Raw genomic sequence first — 18,758 nt, 5'->3', positions numbered from 1 at the left:
AACTTGTCGCAGCTGCACGAACTCGATGTCCTCAACCCGGCGACCGAGGAGGTCATCGCCACCGTCCCGGGCGCCACGGTGGAGGACGTCGACGCCGCCGTCGTACGGGCGGGAAGGGCTCAGGTCCGGTGGGCCGCTCTGGCTCCCGGGGAGCGGGCCCGGCTGCTGCGCCGCTTCGCCGTCGTCGTCGACGAACACCTTGAAGAACTCGCCCTGCTTGAGGTCCGCGAGGCCGGACACGTGATCGGCAACGCCCGCTGGGAAGTGGGCAACGTCCGTGATCTGCTCGACTACGCGGCCGGGGGAGTGGAGCGGCTGACCGGCCGCCAGATCCCGGTCTCCGGCGGCCTGGACATCACGATCCTCGAACCGCTCGGCGTCGTCGGGATCATCGCCCCGTGGAACTTCCCCCTGCCGATCGCCGCGTGGGGCACCGCCCCGGCGCTCGCCGCCGGCAACGCCGTCATCCTCAAGCCCGCCGAGACGACACCTCTGACCGCGCTGCGACTGGCCGAACTCGCCCTGGAGGCCGGCCTTCCCGAGGACCTCTTCCAGGTGGTCCCGGGTGCCGGCCCCGTCGCGGGCAACGCGCTCGTCGAACACCCTGGCGTCGCGAAGATCGTCTTCACCGGCTCAACGGCCGTCGGTAAACAGGTGTTGGCAAAGGGTTCGGCCCTCCTCAAGCGCGTCACCCTCGAACTCGGCGGCAAGAGCCCCAACATCGTCTTCGCCGACGCCGACATCGATGCCGCCGCCGCTGCGGCTCCCATGGCCTTCCTCGACAACTCCGGCCAGGACTGCTGCGCCCGCACCCGCATCCTCGTCCAGCGCTCCGCGTACGACCGCTTCCTCGAACTCCTCGCCCCCGCCGTCGAGTCCGTCGTCGTCGGCGACCCCGCCGACGAGCGGACCCAGATGGGCCCGCTGATCTCCGGGGTCCAACTGGAACGCGTGCGTTCGTACGTCGCCGCCGACGCGCCGGGCATCCACGGCAAGGCCCCCGAGGGCCCGGGCTTCTGGTTCCCGCCCACCGTCCTCACCGACGTCGAGCCCCACGCGCGCGTGGCCGTCGAGGAGGTCTTCGGGCCGGTCGCCGTCGTCCTCCCCTTCGACGACGAGGCGGACGCGATCCGGCTCGCCAACGCCACCGAGTACGGCCTGTCCGGCTCCATCTGGACCCGTGACGTCGGCCGCGCCCTGCGCGTCTCGGGAGCCGTCCGCGCCGGGAACCTGTCCGTCAACTCCCACTCCAGCGTCCGCTACTGGACCCCCTTCGGCGGCTTCAAGCAGTCGGGGATCGGCCGCGAACTCGGCCCGGACGCCCTCACCGCCTTCACCGAAACCAAGAACGTCTTCATCAGCACGGAGGGCCCCGCACAGTGACCGCATCGACCCCGGACATCATCTGCCGCCGCCTCGTCGGCCGTACCGCCGTCATCACCGGCGCCGGCAGCGGCATCGGTCTCGCCACCGCGCACCGGCTCGCCTCCGAGGGCGCCCATGTCGTCTGCGGCGACATCGACGAGACGGGCGGCAAGGCGGCCGCCGAGGAGGTCGGCGGGATCTTCGTCAAGGTCGACGTCACCGACCCCGAACAGGTCGAGGCGCTCTTCAAGACGGCGTACGACACCTACGGTTCGGTCGACATCGCCTTCAACAACGCGGGCATCTCGCCGCCCGACGACGACTCCATCCTGGAAACCGGCCTGGAGGCCTGGAAGCGCGTCCAGGACGTCAACCTCACCTCCGTCTACCTGTGCTGCAAGGCCGCGATCCCCTACATGCGGCGTCAGGGCAAGGGCTCCATCATCAACACGGCGTCCTTCGTGGCCCGGATGGGCGCGGCGACCTCGCAGATCTCGTACACGGCCTCCAAGGGCGGTGTGCTGGCCATGTCCCGTGAACTGGGCGTGCAGTTCGCGAGGGAGGGCATCCGGGTCAACGCCCTCTGCCCCGGACCGGTCAACACCCCGCTGCTGCGAGAGCTGTTCGCCAAGGACCCCGAGCGGGCCGCACGCCGCCTCGTGCACATCCCGGTCGGCCGGTTCGCGGAGGCGGACGAGATCGCCGCGGCGGTCGCGTTCCTCGCCAGCGACGACTCCTCGTTCGTCAACGCCAGCGACTTCCTGGTGGACGGCGGAATCTCGGGCGCGTACGTCACGCCCCTGTAGGACACCGTGTACTGATCTTCGACGTACGTCCTAGAGTGCCGGGATGAGCAGCACGCCTCCGCCCGGCTGGTACCGCGACCCGTCGTACCCGCTCGTCGAGCGCTGGTGGGACGGGACCGCGTGGACCGACCACCGGCGCGAGCCCCAAGTACCCCAACAGCCGTTGGCGCGGCCGGAGTTCCCCGCAGGGAGCTCCGGCCGCGCCAAGGCCGTCGCCCTCGTCGTCGCCGGAGCCGTCCTGGTCACCTCGATCGTCACCGGCGCCGTGATCCTCACCCGGAGCGACGACACCGGCGACGCGGCCGTGAACACCACGCCGACGATCACGCCGACATTTGCGCCGACCACCGTGCCCCCTTCCGAGCCGCAGACCGACGATTCCGGGGCCGACGATCCGACGGTCGTCGTGGACGAACTCAACGGCATCACACTTCCGTTGCCCGACGGCTGGGCGAGACCGAAGAACGTCGTCGAGGACGATGTCGTGATGACCACGCCGGGCACGTACGACTGCCCCGGCGACCCCGGTCTGTGCCGCCGCGGCCGGGTCGCCTCGCGCACGGTCACCGGGAACGACGAGAAGTCCCCGGAGGTCCTCGCCAAGCAGGACATCGAGGACGCGGCGGACAGCGCGTACGACCGCGACCTCGTCAACCGGCGCCCCTACAACGGCATCGACTCGCACCAGCAGGTGAAGGCGGGTCCGGTCGCCGTCGCCGGGCGGGCCGGCTACCTCGTGCGCTGGCGGGTCAAGACCGTCGCGGGACCCGGGGGTTACGTCCAGTCGCTGGCGTTCCCGTCCAGCACGGGCTCCCAGGCGCTGGTCATCGTCAGGTTCGCCTTCGACGCGGGCGAGGACGGGCCGCCGCTGTCCGACATGGACAGGATCACCAAGGGGATCCGGCCGGTGGGCGACGCGGACACCGGTGGGGGTGTGGGCAGCAGCATCGGCGCGTCCCCGTAGACGCCACGGACGTCAGAGGAAGGTGTGCCCCTCCCCGCGGTACGTCGGGACGGCCGCCGTCACCGAGTCGCCGGCCACCAGGTGGAGCGTGTCGAACCGCTCGCACAGTTCCCCGGCCTTGGCGTGCCGGAACCACACCTTGTCGCCGATGAGCAGGTCGTCCGCGGGGGCGCCGATCAGCGGAGTCTGCACCTCGCCGGGACCCTCCTGGGGGTCGTACCTCAGCCCCTCCGGGAGATAGGGAACCGGCAGCCGGTCGGGACCCGCGGCACCCGACGCCGGATAGCCGCCGCCCAGCACCGTCACGATCCCGACGCCCGGCCGGCGGACGACGGGCTGGGCGAACAGCGCGGCCGGACGCCCGCTGAACGAGGTGTAGTTGTCGAAGAGCCGCGGCACGTACAGCCCCGACCCCGCCGCGATCTCCGTGACCGCGTCCTCGGCCGCCGTGTGCTGCACGCTGCCGGTGCCGCCGCCGTTCACGAACTCCAGGTCCGGCTCCACGGCCCGTACGGCACGGACGACTTCGGCGCGCCGCTGGACGAGCTCCTTGCGGGCGGTGGCCTGCATCAGGCGGACGGCACGCGAGCGGAAGGGCCGCCCGTCGACCGCGTCCCCGACACCGGCGATGTGACCCTCGTACGCCATGATCCCCACGAGCTTGAACCCGGGCCGCCGGGTCACCGCGCGGGCCATCTCGGCGAGTTGGGCGGGGGAGCGGAGCGGTGAGCGGAGGGCGCCGACCCGGACCCGCCCGCCGAGCAGTTGGAGGGAGGTGTCCAACTCCAGGCAGACGCGCACGACTTCGGTGCCGCCCTGGCGTGCCTCGTCGATGAAGTGGAGCTGGGCCGGGTCGTCGACCATCACGGTCACGGCGGCGGCGAGCTTGGGGTCGGAGGCCAGCTCGGCGAAGCCCTTGGTGTCGGCGGACGGGTAGGCGAGCAGGATGTCGTCGAAGCCGGAGCGGGCCAGCCAGATCGACTCGGCGAGCGTGAAGGACATGATCCCCGCGAAGCCGTCCCGGGCCAGGACGCGTTCGAGCAGGGCGCGGCAGCGCACGGATTTGCTGGCGACACGGACCGGCTTGCCGCCGGCCCTGCGGACGAGATCGTCCGCGTTCGCGTCGAAGGCCTCCAGATCCACGATCGCGACAGGGGCGTCGAGGTGAGTGGTGGCCCGGTCGTAGCGGGCCCGGTCTGCGGCGCGGGCAGTCATGACCGAAGCCTGCCAGACAGGATTACCGCAGGGTAGGGGGACGATCCGGGCAGATGCCCCGGGCCGGCGGACTGGTTCCCGCCAGGCCTGCGTCAACCCGTAGAGTGACGCGCACGCAGGGAGGAACGACCTTGCCCGGGCGGGGTGCGCCCGGGGTGACGGCCCCCCGGCGCGGGTATGCGTGCCCGTGGCGGGCGACCCGAACGGACGCTCTCCCCGCTCGCAACAACTGCAAGGTCCCGGAAGAGCTCCGAGGCGAGCCGACGGCCCGGGTACGAGGAAACGGGGGGTGCATGAGCACGGAAGCGCGCCGCGCCTCAATTCCCCCACGCCCACCGGCCCCTCCCCGCCCGGCCACCCCGCCCCACCCGGACCAGCCGCCATCCCCGGACGGCCCGCAGGCTCCGCCCCAGCCTCCGAGACCGGGCCATTCGCCGACACCGCCCCAGCCTCCGACCACCGGACAGCCACCGACGCCGGATGAGCCGTCGCTTTCGGACTGGCCGCGGCCTCCGGCCCAGTCTTCGAGCCCGGCCCGTTCGCCGATGCCGGCTCAGCCTCCGACCACCGGACAACTGCCGACGCCGGATCACCCGTCGTCTTCGGACTGGTCGCGATCTCCGGCGCAGTCTTCGAGGTCGGGTCGTGTGTCGGCTCCGGCCCAGGTTCCGACGGCGGATGAGCCGTCGTCTTCGGACTGGCCGCGATCCTCGGCGCAGTCTTCGAGGCCAGGTCATGTGCCGCCACCGGCCCAGGCTCCGACGCCGGATCAGCCGTCGTCTTCGGACTGGCCGCGAACCCCGGCCCAGCCTTCGAGGCCGGGCCGTTCGCCGATGCCGGATCAGCCTCCGACGGCCGGACAACTGCCGACGTCCGACCAGTCGTCCCCTTCGGACCGGCTGCGGCCTCCGGCCCAGCCCTCCACCCCGGGACGGCGTTCGACGCCGGATCAGCTTTCGACGCCGAGGCGGCCCTCGTCGCAGCCTTCTGCGCCGGGGCGGCCTTCGTCGTCGTCCCAGCCTTCGTCGCCGGGGCGCCCGTCGTCGCCCCAGCCCTCATCGTCGGGCAGACCCTCGTCCGCCCAGCCCTCGTCGTCGGGTCGCCCCTCCATGCCGGAACGGGGCCCTGCGCCAGGCGCGGTTCCTCCGTCAGGAGGGCCCGCTGCGACCGGAGAGGCCCTGCCGCCGTCACGCACCAAGGCCCCGGCACCGGGGGGACGGCCCCCGATGCCCCCGATACCGGGCGGAGCCCCGTCGCGTCCGCAGACGCCTCCGGCGGGCGGCGTCCCGTCGACTCGTCCGCCCCGCCCGATGGGCCCGCCCTCGGCGGGGAACGGCGTCGGGTCCACTCCGCCCCAGCGTGGATCGGGGCCCCGGGAGGGCGACCAGAACCCGGGGTCGTCAGATACCGCGCGCGCTCCCCGCGTACCGTCGCCGCCCCGTTCGTTCGACTTCTTCGATTTCTCCACAGATGCGGAGGTGCCGACTCCGGACGCGCCGCGTGCCCCGGCACAGTCGCCCGGTGCGGCCCCGCGCCGCGAGGAGGAGACCCTGCGCTTCCCCGGTCCGCGGCCCGGCCCCGTGCCCCCACCCCCGCCGCCGGCCTCCGCACGGTTCCCCGACGCGCCCCCGGCGCCCGGCGACCGGCGTACCACCGTGCCCGCGGAGGGCCCCTCGGAGACGACCAGGCGGCTGCGGCCCGTCCCGGCCGAGGCACCCGCACCGCCCCCGGCCCCCGCACCCCCGTCGGAAACCCCGGCCGTGGAGCGCCCGTTCGTGTCCTTCGGCCGGCCGGAGACGTACGACGACTCCGTGCGCGTACGCCCCCGCAGCGGACGCAGCCGGCCCAGGACCCTGGCAGCCGCGGCCTGTGTCGTGCTGGGGCTGGGCCTCATCGGCGGCGCGGTGACGGGAAGTTGGCTGACCGGGGACAGCTCGGCCGGCACCGACGCGCGGAGCGAGTTCGCGGCCGCCGGGGAGCTCTGGCACAGCGTGCCCGTGGACCAGCTCTTCCCGCCCACCGTGCAGGGCGAGGGCGCGGGACCCGGCGGCGCCGACCGCACGTGGACGCGGGTGGCCGTCGCCCCGGACACCGGCTGCGCGGACGCCTTCGACCCCCTCCTGCGCAAGGCCCTCGCGCCGGTGGGCTGCCTGCGGCTGCTGCGCGCCACGTACACGGACGCGACCCGGAGCCTCGTCACCACGGTCGGCCTGCTGTTCACCAAGGCGGACGCCACGGCCATGACCGCCCTCAGGACCCGCTTCCAGAAAGAGGGCCTGGACAGCCGCACCGACCTGATGCCCCGCCCGTACGCCGCCGAGGGCACCGTCGCGGCCGGCTTCGGCGACGACCAGCGCGCCTCCTGGACGGTGTCGGTCCTCACCGACGCCCCCGTCGTCGTCTACGCCGTCTCCGGCTTCGCCGACGGCCGCGCCGTCACCGACCCGCAGCCCGCCCAGGACGCCATGAAGTCCGGCGCGACCACCGCCCCGGCACAGGCCGGCCTCGGCCATGACGCCCAGGGCCTCGCCGACCGCGTAGAGCGAGGCTTCCGCAAGACGGTCACCTCGGCCACGGAGAAGCCGTCATGACCCGCAGGGCCGACCGCGTCAGCGCTCGGAGGACGGCGGGCCTCGGCATCCGCAGGGCCGGCGTCCTCAGCGTCCTGCTGGCCGCCTCCCTCGCGCTGGTCCCCTCGACCGCCGCGCACGCCGACGGCATACGCGCCCAGCAGTGGGCCCTCGACGCGATGCACACCCAGGAGGCCTGGCGGACCACCAAGGGTGAGGGGATCACCGTCGCAGTCCTCGACACCGGCGTCGACGACCAGCACCCCGACCTGGAGGGCAACGTCCTCACCGGCAAGGACATGATCGGCTTCGGAGCGACCCGCGGAGACCGGGCGTGGGCCCGGCACGGGACCGCCATGGCGGGGATCATCGCCGGCCACGGACACGGCTACGACGACGCCGACGGCGTCATGGGCATAGCCCCCGAGGCCAAGATCCTCCCCGTCCGGGTCATCCTCGAAGACGGCGACTCCTCCCGTACGAAGGCCCGCAACACCCGCGGCAACGCCCTCGCCGAGGGCATCCGCTGGGCCGCCGACCACGGCGCCGACGTCATCAACCTCTCCCTGGGCGACGACTCGGCGTCCGCCCACCCCGAACCCGCCGAGGACGAGGCCGTCCAGTACGCCCTGAAGAAGGGCGCCGTCGTCGTCGCCTCGGCCGGCAACGGCGGCGAGAAGGGCGACCACATCTCCTACCCGGCGGCATACCCGGGCGTGATCGCCGCGACCGCCGTCGACGACAACGGCACCCGCGCCTCGTTCTCCACCCGCCGCTGGTACGCCACCGTCAGCGCCCCCGGCGTCGACGTCGTCATCGCGGACCCGGACGAGCAGTACTACGAAGGCTGGGGCACGAGCGCGGCCTCCGCGTTCGTCTCCGGCGCGGTCGCACTCATCAAGGCGGCCCACCCCGGCCTGTCCCCGGCCCAGATCAAGCAGCTCCTGGAGGACACGGCCCGCAACTCTCCCACCGGCGGCCGCGACGACTCCCGCGGCTACGGCTTCGTCGACCCCGCGGCCGCCATCAAGCAGGGCGGCAAGCTCAAGCCCGAGGGGCTGCAGGCGGCGTACGGCCAGGAGTACTTCGGACCGGGCCCGGACACCCCCGAGGACGACACGGACACCGCCGGCTGGGCGGGCCCACTCGCCGGCGGCCTCGGCGCGGCCCTGCTGGCCGCGGCGGTCGTCCTGTGGCGGGGCCGCAGGCATCCGCGCGAACACGGCGCCTTCTGACCGTAGGAACTAGCCGGTGGCCGTGGCCGTAACGGTGTCGGCGGTCGTGTCCTGGAACGCCGACACCGCCGCCTTCGCCGCCCCCTCGACCAGCGTCATCCCCGTCGTCTTGGTCGTGGTGCCGTTCGACAGCACCGCGACCAGGTAGTCGTGGCCGTCGGCGGTGACCCGCCCGATGCTGTTGATGTCCCACAGACCGGTCGTGCTGCGTGCCAGCCACCCGTTCTTCAGGGCCCACTCGGAACCGTCGGCCGCCGCCGACACCCCCCACTGCTGATCGACGGCTATCTCACCCATGAGCCCCTGAATGTACGTCCGCGAGGTCTCGCTGAGTTTCGAGTCGTCTCCGAACACCTGCTGCAACAAGGTGAGTTGATCGGCCGCCGTGGTCTGCGTCAGCCCCCACAGCGCGCCGTCCCCGCCCGCCGTCCCGGTCAGCCCGAAGCTCTTGTTCGCGGTGTCGAGGCCGTCCGACCGTCCGATCGCGTCCCACAGGGCGGTCGCGGCCGTGTTGTCGCTGTTCTCGATCATCAGGGTGGCGTTCGCCTTCTCCGACGCCGTCAGCTCCTGGTCCGCGTCCTGCGCCTGGAGCAGGAGGGTGGCCAGGATGTCGACCTTGACGATGCTCGCCGTGTCGAAGGCCCCCTCGCCGTACGAGGCGCTCTCGCCGGAGTCGACGTCGAGGACCGCCACCGAGATCTTCGCGCCGTCCTGGACCGTCACGGACTTCATCGCCTCGGCGAGCAGCGCGTCCCGGTCCACCTCGGGCGCTGTGACGGGTTCCACCGATGCCTCCTCGCTGACACTCGGCGTCGCCGAGGGCGCAGCGGACGACGATACGAAGTCCTGGCCGTCGTGCGCCTGGGCCTTCACATATACGGCCCCGGCAGCCGTGCCGCACACGAGCACGACCGAGGCAACCGCGGCGTAGACGAGGGGCCTGCGCCCGGACGGGCGGGCACGGCGTCGACTGGCTCTGTGACGGTCCATCCCGCGATGCTGGGCGCCCGGCCTGTGTCCGTGGTTAGACGCGTGTGAAATGTGCGTCATGGATGGATGAGAATCCCATGAGACCTGTCAAGTCAAGGTTTCCGGGGCCGCACAAGCGCAGCAGCATCCCCCCGATAGGGTCGGGGATCGTGGCGAACAAGAACATTCCCGACCCCGGCTTCTCCGACGACGACGGCTCCGCCGATCCCCGGCTGAGCGCTGCGCTCACCGCCTGGGCCGAGGACCGCACCGCGGTGGGGCCGGTCCTGGAGGCGCTCAAGGGCGCCCGGCTGCTCGTGCCCGTCGTCGCCGTCCTCGGCGAGTTCGAGGAGGACGCGAACGGGCTGCGCCACGAGAAGACCAGCGACATGGCGGTTCCGACCCTGAAGGCAGGCAACCGCACCGCGCTGCCCGCCTTCACGTCCACCGAGTCACTGGCCCGCTGGGATCCCGAGGCCCGCCCCGTCGCCGTACCCCTGCACCAGGCCCTGCAGGCCGCCGCGCACGAGAAGGCCGACACCCTCGTCCTCGACCTGGCGGGTCCGGTGCCCTACGAACTGACAGGACCCGCGCTGCTCGCACTCGCCGAAGGGCGTACCAACACGGATCCCCTCGCCGACCCGGCCGTGACCGGAGCGGTACGCGCGGCCGTCGCCGCCGAGTCCGCCGTACTCAGCGCTCATCTCGGCCCGGGGCAGGCGGACGGCACCCTGGCCCTCGTACTGGACCCGTCCGCTGTCCCGGCCGAGGCCGCCCGCGCGATCGCCGAACGGCTGGCGGCCGACGAGACACTGAGGGCCCGCCTGGTGCGCGGCCTCGACCTGGCGATCCTGCCGGCCGGGGCGACGCCGCCGGGCGAGCCCTTGTACGTACGTCAGTAAGCGTCAGCAAGAGGGGTCAGCCGTAGATCGGGCCCGTGTACTTCTCGCCGGGGCCCTGGCCCGGCTCGTCCGGGACGATCGACGCCTCGCGGAACGCCAGCTGGAGCGACTTGAGGCCGTCGCGCAGCGGGGCCGCGTGGAAGGAGCTGATCTCGGTCGCGCTCGCGTCGAGCAGCCCGGCCAGCGCGTGCACCAGCTTGCGGGCCTCGTCCAGGTCCTTGTACTCGTCGCCCTCGTCGGTGAGGCCGAGCTTCACCGCGGCGGCGCTCATCAGGTTGACGGCGACCGTTACGATCACCTCGACTGCGGGGACCTCGGCGATGTCGCGGGTCATGGTGTCGTAGTCGGGCGTCTGGGGAGGGGTGTCACTCATACCCCACACGATAGGTCCCGGGCGGGGGCCGTCCCCAGTTGGCCTCGGTTAGCCCTTATCGGGCCAAGCTGCTAACCTTGTGTAACGACCGGTCGGACGCGCCCAGAAACATGTAGCGTGCCCGGCCCACAAGTGGAGGCTCCGATCTCCCACCTGACCGTCCTCCGGGACGGCGGGTCACCCGGTCAGGCGGTCACCATCGTTCCGTACGGACGATGGAGTCGCCCGATGTGCGCCCCGCGGATCACCGCGGCGGTGCTCCGGTAATCCTTGGAGCCCCGCCTGTGTCCCGTCCGGGGCATTTTTCATGCCCCGCGTCGGTTGGTCCAAATGTCATCAGAGACATACACGGCTGTCCGCCAGACCGCCGTGTGGTGCTACCGAGGAGGATCCATCAGCACCGAGCCCCGCATCAACGACCGGATTCGCGTTCCCGAGGTGCGACTTGTCGGTCCCAGCGGCGAGCAGGTCGGGATTGTTCCGCTTGCCAAGGCCCTGGAGCTTGCGCAGGAGTACGACCTCGACCTGGTCGAGGTGGCGGCGAGCGCTCGTCCGCCCGTCTGCAAGCTCATGGACTACGGGAAGTTCAAGTACGAGTCGGCCATGAAGGCCCGTGAGGCGCGCAAGAACCAGGCGCACACGGTCATCAAGGAAATGAAGCTCCGGCCGAAGATCGACCCGCACGACTACGACACCAAAAAGGGTCACGTCGTCCGGTTCCTCAAGCAGGGCGACAAGGTCAAGATCACGATCATGTTCCGTGGTCGCGAGCAGTCCAGGCCGGAGCTCGGCTACCGACTGCTGCAGCGTCTGGCAACGGACGTCGAGGACCTCGGGTTCATCGAGTCGAATCCGAAGCAGGACGGCCGGAACATGATCATGGTTCTCGGTCCGCACAAGAAGAAGACCGAGGCGATGGCCGAGGCCCGTGAGGCCCAGGCGGCTCGCAAGGCGGAAGCGAAGGCCAACCCGGGCAAGTCGCAGAATCACACGGGCGACGACCTTCCCGAGGTGGACGACGTCGACGCCGAGACCGCCGAGGCTCCGGCCGAGGCATCAGCCGAGGCCTGATCCCAGGGCGAAGGCCCCGGGAGCCCAGGACGAGAGTCCGGGGAGTCCAGGGACACCAGTCCAGGGATGTCAACCGATACATATGACGTTCCACCGTGCCCGGTTTCACGACCGGGCACCGGAACGCCACTGACGAGGAGAGAACGGCGCTATGCCGAAGAACAAGTCGCACAGCGGTGCCAGCAAGCGCTTCAAGATCACCGGCTCCGGCAAGGTGCTCCGTGAGCGCGCCGGCAAGCGCCACCTGCTCGAGCACAAGTCGTCCCGAGTGACGCGTCGCCTCACCGGCAACGCCGAGATGGCCCCGGGCGACGCCAAGAAGATCAAGAAGCTTCTCGGCAAGTGACGTACCGGCGCCTGATCATTCGATCGCCGCGCGCCGTACGTCTGGACCGGGACCCCATCGATTTCGGGCCGTGTGAGTCCAACCACGGCCCCGCTACAAGGAGTTAACAAGTGGCACGCGTCAAGCGGGCAGTCAACGCCCACAAGAAGCGCCGGGCGATCCTCGAAGCCGCCAGCGGCTACCGCGGTCAGCGCTCGCGTCTGTACCGCAAGGCCAAGGAGCAGGTCACCCACTCCCTGGTCTACAACTACAACGACCGCAAGAAGCGCAAGGGCGACTTCCGTCGGCTGTGGATCCAGCGCATCAACGCCGCTGCCCGCGCCAACGGCATCACCTACAACCGCTTCATCCAGGGTCTGAACGCGGCCAACATCGAGGTCGACCGCAAGATCCTCGCGGAGCTGGCCGTCAACGACGCCAACGCGTTCGCCGCGCTCGTCGAGGTCGCCCAGAAGGCGCTGCCGTCGGACGTCAACGCGCCCAAGGCTGCCGCCTGATCCGTGCGTCGAGCCGGTCAACCGGACCCGTAGGCCCTCGGCCTACGGGTCCGGTTGCGTCTGTCGCCGTCCGTTGTCCTCCGTCTGCCGGTGGTGGTGGGTTGCTCGCGCAGTTCCCCGCGCCCCTGAGGTCCCCCTCCCCAAAGGTGAGTCGCATGGTTGCCGCCCCTGAACTGATCTCCCCCAAGTCGCCCCGGGTCTCCGCCGCCCGGCGGCTCGGCAAGCGGAATTTCCGGGGGAAGGACCGGCTGTTCCTCGCGGAGGGACCGCAGGCCGTGCGGGAAGCGGCGGCGCACCGTCCCGACGGGACGGCCACCCTCGTGGAACTGTTCGCGACGGTCGAGGCGGGGGAGCGGTACGCCGACATCGTCGAGGACGCTCTGGACGCCGGCGCGCGGGTGCACTTCGCCGCCGAGGACGTGATCGCCGACATCTCGACGACCGTCACGCCGCAGGGTCTTGTCGGCATCTGCCGCTTCCTGGACACCCCCTTCGAGGAGATCCTCGGGGCGCGGCCCAAGCTCGTCGCCGTACTCGCGCATGTGCGCGACCCCGGGAACGCCGGCACCGTGCTGCGGTGCGCCGATGCCGCCGGTGCCGAGGCCGTCGTACTCACCGACGCGTCCGTGGATCTGTACAACCCCAAGGCCGTACGGGCCTCGGTGGGTTCCCTGTTCCATCTGCCCGTCGCCGTCGGTGTGCCCGTCGAGCGTGCCGTGCAGGGGCTCAAGGACGCCGGTGTGCGGATCCTCGCCGCCGACGGCGCCGGGGAGGACGACCTCGACGACGAGCTGGACAAGGGGACGATGGGCGGGCCGACCGCCTGGGTGTTCGGGAACGAGGCGTGGGGGCTTCCGGAGGAGACGCGTGCGCTGGCGGACGCCGTCGTGCGCGTACCCATCCACGGAAAAGCCGAAAGCCTGAACCTCGCGACCGCCGCGGCCGTATGTCTCTACGCGTCCGCGCGTGCACAGCGCGCCTCCGGAGGGTGCCGTTCCGTCACCCAGAGCTAGTAGGGTGACCTGCTCGGGGCCCACTGCCGGACGAGAGGTGGGGTACGGGGATGAGTGTCGGCACGAGCGGTGCGCAGAAGGCGCCGCGAGCACGGGACGTGCGCGGTACGCCCGCGTCCCGGCGCGGTGACGCCGCCGGACTCGGAGCCGACCGGGAAGCCGAGCAGGGAGCCGAACTCGAAGCAGGCCCCGGAGCCGGACTCGGCATCGGCCCCGACGACCTCCCCGACGGACTCGTCGTCGCCGACGAGCGCGGCCGCGTGATCTGCTTCAACGCCGCCGCCGCCCGCATCGCCGCCGTGTCCGCCGCCGACGCCCTCGGACGCCCGCTCGAATGGGCCCTCCCGTTAGAGGACCTGGAGGGCCGCAGGTGGTGGCAGGTCACCGACCCGTACGGCGGTCTCGCCATCCGTGTCGGACAGCCCGAGCGGAATCTGCTGCTCCCCGGCGGGCGCGAAGTGCTCGTCTCCGCGCGGTACGTGCGCACGCACCCGACCGGCCCGATCCGCCGTGTCGTCGTCTCCCTGCGCGACACCGAGGCCCGCCGCCGCACCGAGCGCAGCCACGCCGAGCTGATCGCCACCGTCGCGCACGAACTGCGCTCGCCGCTCACCTCCGTCAAGGGCTTCACGGCCACCCTGCTGGCCAAGTGGGAACGCTTCACCGACGACCAGAAGAAACTCATGCTGGAGACCGTCGACGCCGACGCCAACCGGGTCACCCGGCTCATCGCCGAGCTGCTCGACATCTCGCGGATCGACTCCGGGCGGCTCGAAGTGCGCCGCCAGCCCGTCGACATGGGTGCCGCCGTCGGCCGCCACATCCAGGCCTACGTCGCCTCCGGCCAGTCGGCCGACCGCTTCCTGGTGCGCATCGAGCATCCGCTGCCCGCCCTGTGGGCCGACCCCGACAAGGTCGACCAGGTGCTCAGCAACCTGATCGAAAATGCGGTGCGCCACGGCGAGGGAACCGTCACCATCGAGGTCACGCCCTCGGCGTCCCCGCGTGAGCGGGAGGACCGGGAGGACGCGGCGAACGCCGCGACGTCGGTCACCGTGAGCGACGAGGGCACCGGCATCCCGGAGGAGTCCATGAACCGCGTCTTCACCCGCTTCTGGCGGGGCAGCAAGCGCGGCGGGACGGGCCTCGGGCTCTACATCGTCAAGGGCATCGTCGAGGCCCACGGCGGCACCATCACGGTCGGCCGCGCCCCCGGCGGCGGCGCCGAATTCCGATTTACGTTGCCCGTGGGCACACCGGCGTATCTGCTCTGACGCCGAAGAGGCCCCACGGGCGCATTCGTACCGGGGCCTCGCGCGGACACCCGTCCGGGACAGGGCCCCACCCCCGTTAGACTCGGCCTTTGGCACCTTTGCGTCCCCGTTCCAGGGACAAGGCGTCCCCCGAGTCGGGACGGGGACCATCCGCCAGCCAACCGGAAGCACGGGAAGAGATGTCGGCACCGAATAAGTCGTACGACCCAGTAGAGGTCGAGGCCTTGAAACCGGAAGAGATCGAGCGCATGCGGGACGAGGCGCTCGCCGCCTTCGCGGCCGCCGGTGACCTCGACGCACTCCAGGAGGCCAAGGTCGCCCACACCGGCGGCACCTCCCCGCTGGCCCTCGCCAACCGCGAGATCGGCGCCCTGCCCCCGCACGCCAAGGCCTCCGCCGGCAAGCTCGTCGGCCAGGCCCGCGGCGCGGTGAACAAGGCCCTCGCCACCCGCCAGACCGAGCTGGAGGCCGACCGCGACGCCCGTGTACTGGTCGAGGAGGCAGTGGACGTCACACTGCCGTACGACCGTGTACCGGCCGGCGCCCGGCACCCGCTGACCACGCTTTCGGAGCGTATCGAGGACGTCTTCGTGGCCATGGGCTACGAGGTCGCCGAGGGCCCCGAGGTCGAGGCCGAGTGGTTCAACTTCGACGCCCTGAACATCGGCCCGGACCACCCGGCGCGCGGTATGCAGGACACCTTCTTCGTGCAGGGCCCCAAGGGCCACGAAGAGGAGTCGAACATCGTCCTGCGGACCCACACCTCACCGGTGCAGATCCGCTCGATGCTCGACCGCGAGCCGCCCGTCTACGTGATCTGCCCGGGCCGCGTCTACCGCTCCGACGAGCTGGACGCCACGCACACCCCCGTCTTCATGCAGGTCGAGCTGCTCGCCATCGACGAGGGCCTGACCATGGCCGACCTCAAGGGCACCCTCGACCACATGGTCCAGGCGCTCTTCGGCCCGGACATGAAGACCCGGCTGCGCCCGAACTTCTTCCCGTTCACCGAGCCGTCCGCCGAGATGGACATGGTGTGCTACGTCTGCCGCGGCGAGTCCGTCGGCAACCCCGACCGGCCCTGCCGCACCTGCTCCTCCGAGGGCTGGATCGAGCTCGGCGGCTGCGGGATGGTCAACCCCCGTGTGCTGGTCGCCGCGGGCGTCGACCCCGAGAAGTACAGCGGATTCGCCTTCGGGTTCGGCATCGAGCGGATGCTGATGTTCCGCCACAACGTCGATGACATGCGAGACATGGTCGAGGGTGACGTCCGGTTCACCCGGCCGTTCGGGATGGAGATCTGATGCGGGTCCCGCTTTCTTGGCTGCGGGAGTACGTCGACCTGCCGGCGACGGAGACCGGGCGCGACGTCCAGGCCAAGCTCATTTCGGCAGGCCTCGAGGTCGAGACCGTCGAGCAGCTCGGCGCGGGCCTCAAGGGCCCCCTCGTCGTCGGCCGGGTACTGACCATCGAGGAGCTGGAGGGCTTCAAGAAGCCCATCCGCTTCTGCACCGTCGACGTCGGCCAGGCCAACGGCACCGGTGAGCCCCAGGAGATCGTCTGCGGCGCCCGCAACTTCGCCGTCGGCGACAAGGTCGTCGTGGTCCTCCCGGGCGCCGTGCTGCCCGGCGACTTCGCGATCGCCGCGCGCAAGACGTACGGCAAGACCTCGCACGGCATGATCTGCTCCGGCGACGAGCTGGGCATGGGCGACGACGGTTCGCACGGCATCATCGTGCTGCCGCCCGAGCACGAGGTCGGCACCGACGCCATCGAGCTCCTGGAGCTCGTGGACGAGGTCCTCGACATCGCCGTCACCGCCAACCGCGGCGACTGCCTGTCGCTGCGCGGCATCGCCCGCGAGATGGCCATCGCGTACGGGCTGCCGCTGCGCGACCCGGCGCTCCTGGACGTACCCGCCCCGAACGCGTTCGGCTACCCGGTACAGGTCTCCGAGCCGGCCGGCTGCGACCGCTTCACGGCGCGCACCGTCACGGGACTCTCCAACGAGGCACGCTCCCCGATCTGGCTGCAGCGCCGGCTGCAGAAGGCCGGGATGCGCCCCATCTCGCTCGCCGTCGACGTCACGAACTACGTGATGCTGGAGGTCGGCCAGCCCCTGCACGCGTACGACCGCTCCCTCATCCAGGGAACGATCGGTGTGCGCCGGGCGGCGCAGGGCGAGAAGCTCACCACGCTCGACGGTGCCAAGCGGGTCCTCGACGCCGAGGACCTGATGATCACCGACGACCGCGGTCCCATCGGCCTCGCGGGCGTGATGGGAGGCGCCAACACGGAGATCGCCGACCACGACGACACCGAGCGCGCCACCAACGATGTCGTGATCGAGGCCGCGCACTTCGACCCGGTCTCCATCGCCCGCACCGCGCGCCGTCACAAGCTGTCCTCCGAGGCGTCCAAGCGCTTCGAGCGCGGTGTCGACCCCGAGGCCGCCTCCGCCGCGGCCCAGCGCACCGTCGACCTCCTGGTCCTCCTCGCGGGCGGCACCGCCGACGCCGGGGTCACCGAGGTCATTGCCCCGTCCGCGCCGCACACCATCACCGCTCCGGCGAACCACCCGGACAAGGTGGCCGGTGTCGACTACGGCCGCGAGACCGTCGTACGCCGTCTCCAGCAGGTCGGCTGCGACGTCTACGGGCAGGACGAGCTGATCGTCACCGTGCCGTCCTGGCGGCCCGACCTGGCGGCGCCGAACGACCTCGCGGAGGAGGTCATCCGCCTGGAGGGCTACGAGAACCTGCCCTCCACGCTGCCCAGGCCCCCTGCGGGCCGCGGCCTGACCGAGCGCCAGCGGCTGCATCGCCGTGTCGGCCGCGCCCTGGCCGGGGCCGGTTACGTCGAGGCGCTGAGCTACCCGTTCGTCAGCGAGGGAGTCTTCGACCAGCTCGGCCTGGCGGCGGACGACCCGAACCGCCGGGTGGTCAAGCTGGTCAACCCGCTCTCCGACGAGGAGCCCGCGCTGCGCACCTCGCTGCTGCCGGGGCTGCTCGGTGCGCTGCGCCGCAACGACGGCCGGGGCTCGCACGACCTGGCGCTGTTCGAGACCGGCCTGGTCTTCCACCCGCGCGAGGAGCAGCGGGTCGCCGTGCGGCTGCCCGTCGACCGCCGTCCCACCGACGAGGAGATCGCGGCGCTGACCGCCGTCCTTCCCGTCCAGCCCCGGCATGTGGGTGTGGTGCTCGCCGGTGCCCGTGAACAGGCCGGCTGGTGGGGCAAGGGCCGCCCGGCCGACTGGGCCGACGCGGTCCAGGCCGCGCGGACCGTCGCCGGTGAGGTGGGCGTCGAACTGATCGTCCGCCAGGGGCAGTACGGACCCTGGCACCCGGGCCGCTGCGCCGAGCTCGCCGTGGTGATCGACGGGGAGGAGCGGGTCGTCGGGCACGCGGGCGAGCTGCACCCGCGTGTGCTGAAGGCGCTGAACCTGCCCGCACGCACCGGCGCGATGGAGCTCGACCTCGACCGCCTGGAGCAGGCCGGCACCGGTGCCCTGCAGGCGCCGCGGATCTCCGGATTCCCGGTCGCCACGCAGGACGTCGCCCTGGTCGTCGACGAGTCGGTGCACCACGCGGACGTCGAGGCGGCGCTGCGCGAGGGCGCGGGTGAACTCCTCGAGTCCATCCGGCTGTTCGACGTCTACGAGAACAGCGAGCAGCTCGGCGAGGGCAAGAAGTCCCTGGCGTACGCGCTGCGGTTCCGTGCCGCCGACCGCACGCTGACCGTCGACGAGGCCTCCGAGGCTCGCGACGCGGCGGTTGCCCTCGCGGGCGAGCGGACCGGGGCGGTGTTGCGGAGCTAGCTCCGCTTGAAGTACCGGGGAACTGCGGGGTGTTTGTCGGCTGCGGGTCGTCCGTGGCCGGCCGCGCAGTTCCCCGCGCCCCTTTCGGGGCGCGTTTCCCCCTGCGCTCACATGCATAAATGCATGTGTCCGAAGACTCCTCACTCATTCGGGTGACAAGTCCGGGCGATCTGGCCCGATCGGGGCATGCGGTCGACAGAATCGGACCGGCCTCGTGGAGGCCGTCTGTGCTGTCAGGGCCTATTGGGGGGCCAATCGGCATGATCCGTATCAAGGCTGGTGGGGCACCCTGCAGGGCAACGCCCCGTACGCATGCGCGGGTGCTGGCCCGCGCGGTGCGC

General features: G+C 71.5%; 17 protein-coding genes. 13 read left to right on the top strand and 4 right to left on the bottom strand.

Annotated features, from left to right (window positions below):
* Positions 1–3: 3 nt before the first annotated feature.
* From OG219_RS09915 to OG219_RS09905, 3 genes are read left to right on the top strand one after another with little or no spacing between them, the layout of a single operon-like run.
* Complete coding sequence (locus OG219_RS09915; protein WP_266824989.1) at positions 4–1,383, top strand: aldehyde dehydrogenase; 1,380 nt, start codon at positions 4–6, stop codon at positions 1,381–1,383.
* On the top strand, positions 1,380–2,171 hold the full coding sequence (locus OG219_RS09910; RefSeq protein WP_266824988.1) for a 3-oxoacyl-ACP reductase: 792 nt from the start codon (positions 1,380–1,382) through the stop codon (positions 2,169–2,171). Before OG219_RS09915 ends, OG219_RS09910 begins: the two co-directional genes overlap by 4 nt.
* A gap of 43 nt (positions 2,172–2,214) precedes the next feature.
* Positions 2,215–3,135 carry a DUF2510 domain-containing protein gene (locus OG219_RS09905; RefSeq protein WP_266824987.1) on the top strand — a complete coding sequence of 307 codons (921 nt, stop codon included), beginning with the start codon at positions 2,215–2,217 and terminating at the stop codon, positions 3,133–3,135.
* A gap of 12 nt (positions 3,136–3,147) precedes the next feature.
* On the opposite strand, the gene OG219_RS09900 is transcribed toward OG219_RS09905, so the two are convergent.
* Entirely contained in the window at positions 3,148–4,350 is a 1,203-nt protein-coding gene (locus OG219_RS09900) for an amino acid deaminase/aldolase (RefSeq protein WP_266824986.1), read from the bottom strand.
* A gap of 949 nt (positions 4,351–5,299) precedes the next feature.
* Positions 5,300–5,461 (bottom strand): hypothetical protein, encoded by a 162-nt coding sequence (locus OG219_RS09895; protein ID WP_266824985.1) that lies wholly within the window; start codon positions 5,459–5,461, stop codon positions 5,300–5,302.
* Positions 5,462–5,828: 367 nt separating this feature from the next.
* On the opposite strand from OG219_RS09895, the gene OG219_RS09890 reads away from it, so the two are divergent.
* Both OG219_RS09890 and mycP read left to right on the top strand, forming a co-directional pair.
* A complete protein-coding gene (locus tag OG219_RS09890) occupies positions 5,829–6,941 on the top strand; it encodes a hypothetical protein (protein ID WP_266824984.1) in 1,113 nt (370 codons plus the stop codon).
* Positions 6,938–8,155 carry a type VII secretion-associated serine protease mycosin gene (gene mycP / locus OG219_RS09885; RefSeq protein WP_266824983.1) on the top strand — a complete coding sequence of 406 codons (1,218 nt, stop codon included), beginning with the start codon at positions 6,938–6,940 and terminating at the stop codon, positions 8,153–8,155. Before OG219_RS09890 ends, mycP begins: the two co-directional genes overlap by 4 nt.
* 9 nt (positions 8,156–8,164) lie before the next feature.
* Here mycP and OG219_RS09880 read toward each other — a convergent pair whose 3' ends face one another.
* Entirely contained in the window at positions 8,165–9,145 is a 981-nt protein-coding gene (locus tag OG219_RS09880) for a serine hydrolase (RefSeq protein WP_266824982.1), read from the bottom strand.
* A 149-nt stretch (positions 9,146–9,294) separates the two neighbouring features.
* On the opposite strand from OG219_RS09880, the gene OG219_RS09875 reads away from it, so the two are divergent.
* Positions 9,295–10,026 carry an SseB family protein gene (locus OG219_RS09875; protein ID WP_266824981.1) on the top strand — a complete coding sequence of 244 codons (732 nt, stop codon included), beginning with the start codon at positions 9,295–9,297 and terminating at the stop codon, positions 10,024–10,026.
* A 16-nt stretch (positions 10,027–10,042) separates the two neighbouring features.
* Here the strand turns inward: OG219_RS09875 and OG219_RS09870 are convergent, their stop codons facing one another.
* Positions 10,043–10,399, bottom strand: coding sequence for a DUF1844 domain-containing protein (locus OG219_RS09870; RefSeq protein ID WP_266824980.1), 357 nt, complete (start codon positions 10,397–10,399; stop codon positions 10,043–10,045).
* Between the two features lie 369 nt (positions 10,400–10,768).
* Here OG219_RS09870 and infC point away from each other — a divergent pair, with 369 nt between their 5' ends.
* From infC to pheT, 7 genes are all read left to right on the top strand, one after another.
* A complete protein-coding gene (gene infC / locus OG219_RS09865) occupies positions 10,769–11,470 on the top strand; it encodes a translation initiation factor IF-3 (RefSeq protein WP_266836048.1) in 702 nt (233 codons plus the stop codon).
* Positions 11,471–11,621: 151 nt separating this feature from the next.
* The gene (rpmI, locus tag OG219_RS09860) at positions 11,622–11,816 is read left to right on the top strand and encodes a 50S ribosomal protein L35 (RefSeq protein WP_019065473.1); all 195 of its coding nucleotides are present in this window, start codon (positions 11,622–11,624) and stop codon (positions 11,814–11,816) included.
* A 110-nt stretch (positions 11,817–11,926) separates the two neighbouring features.
* The gene (gene rplT, locus OG219_RS09855) at positions 11,927–12,313 is read left to right on the top strand and encodes a 50S ribosomal protein L20 (RefSeq protein ID WP_266824979.1); all 387 of its coding nucleotides are present in this window, start codon (positions 11,927–11,929) and stop codon (positions 12,311–12,313) included.
* Positions 12,314–12,468: 155 nt separating this feature from the next.
* Positions 12,469–13,326 (top strand): RNA methyltransferase, encoded by an 858-nt coding sequence (locus OG219_RS09850; RefSeq protein WP_266824978.1) that lies wholly within the window; start codon positions 12,469–12,471, stop codon positions 13,324–13,326.
* 50 nt (positions 13,327–13,376) lie between these two features.
* Positions 13,377–14,600 (top strand): ATP-binding protein, encoded by a 1,224-nt coding sequence (locus OG219_RS09845; RefSeq protein ID WP_266824977.1) that lies wholly within the window; start codon positions 13,377–13,379, stop codon positions 14,598–14,600.
* A gap of 179 nt (positions 14,601–14,779) precedes the next feature.
* Entirely contained in the window at positions 14,780–15,904 is a 1,125-nt protein-coding gene (gene pheS, locus OG219_RS09840; RefSeq protein ID WP_266824975.1) for a phenylalanine--tRNA ligase subunit alpha, read from the top strand.
* The gene (gene pheT, locus OG219_RS09835; RefSeq protein WP_266824973.1) at positions 15,904–18,417 is read left to right on the top strand and encodes a phenylalanine--tRNA ligase subunit beta; all 2,514 of its coding nucleotides are present in this window, start codon (positions 15,904–15,906) and stop codon (positions 18,415–18,417) included. The genes pheS and pheT overlap by 1 nt, the downstream gene beginning before the upstream one ends.
* The last annotated feature ends 341 nt before the right edge of the window (positions 18,418–18,758 follow it).

This window comes from Streptomyces sp. NBC_00038 (assembly GCF_026343635.1).
In the GTDB taxonomy this organism is placed as follows: Bacteria; Actinomycetota; Actinomycetes; order Streptomycetales; family Streptomycetaceae; genus Streptomyces.
This window is presented reverse-complemented; position numbering and strand designations above follow the sequence as displayed.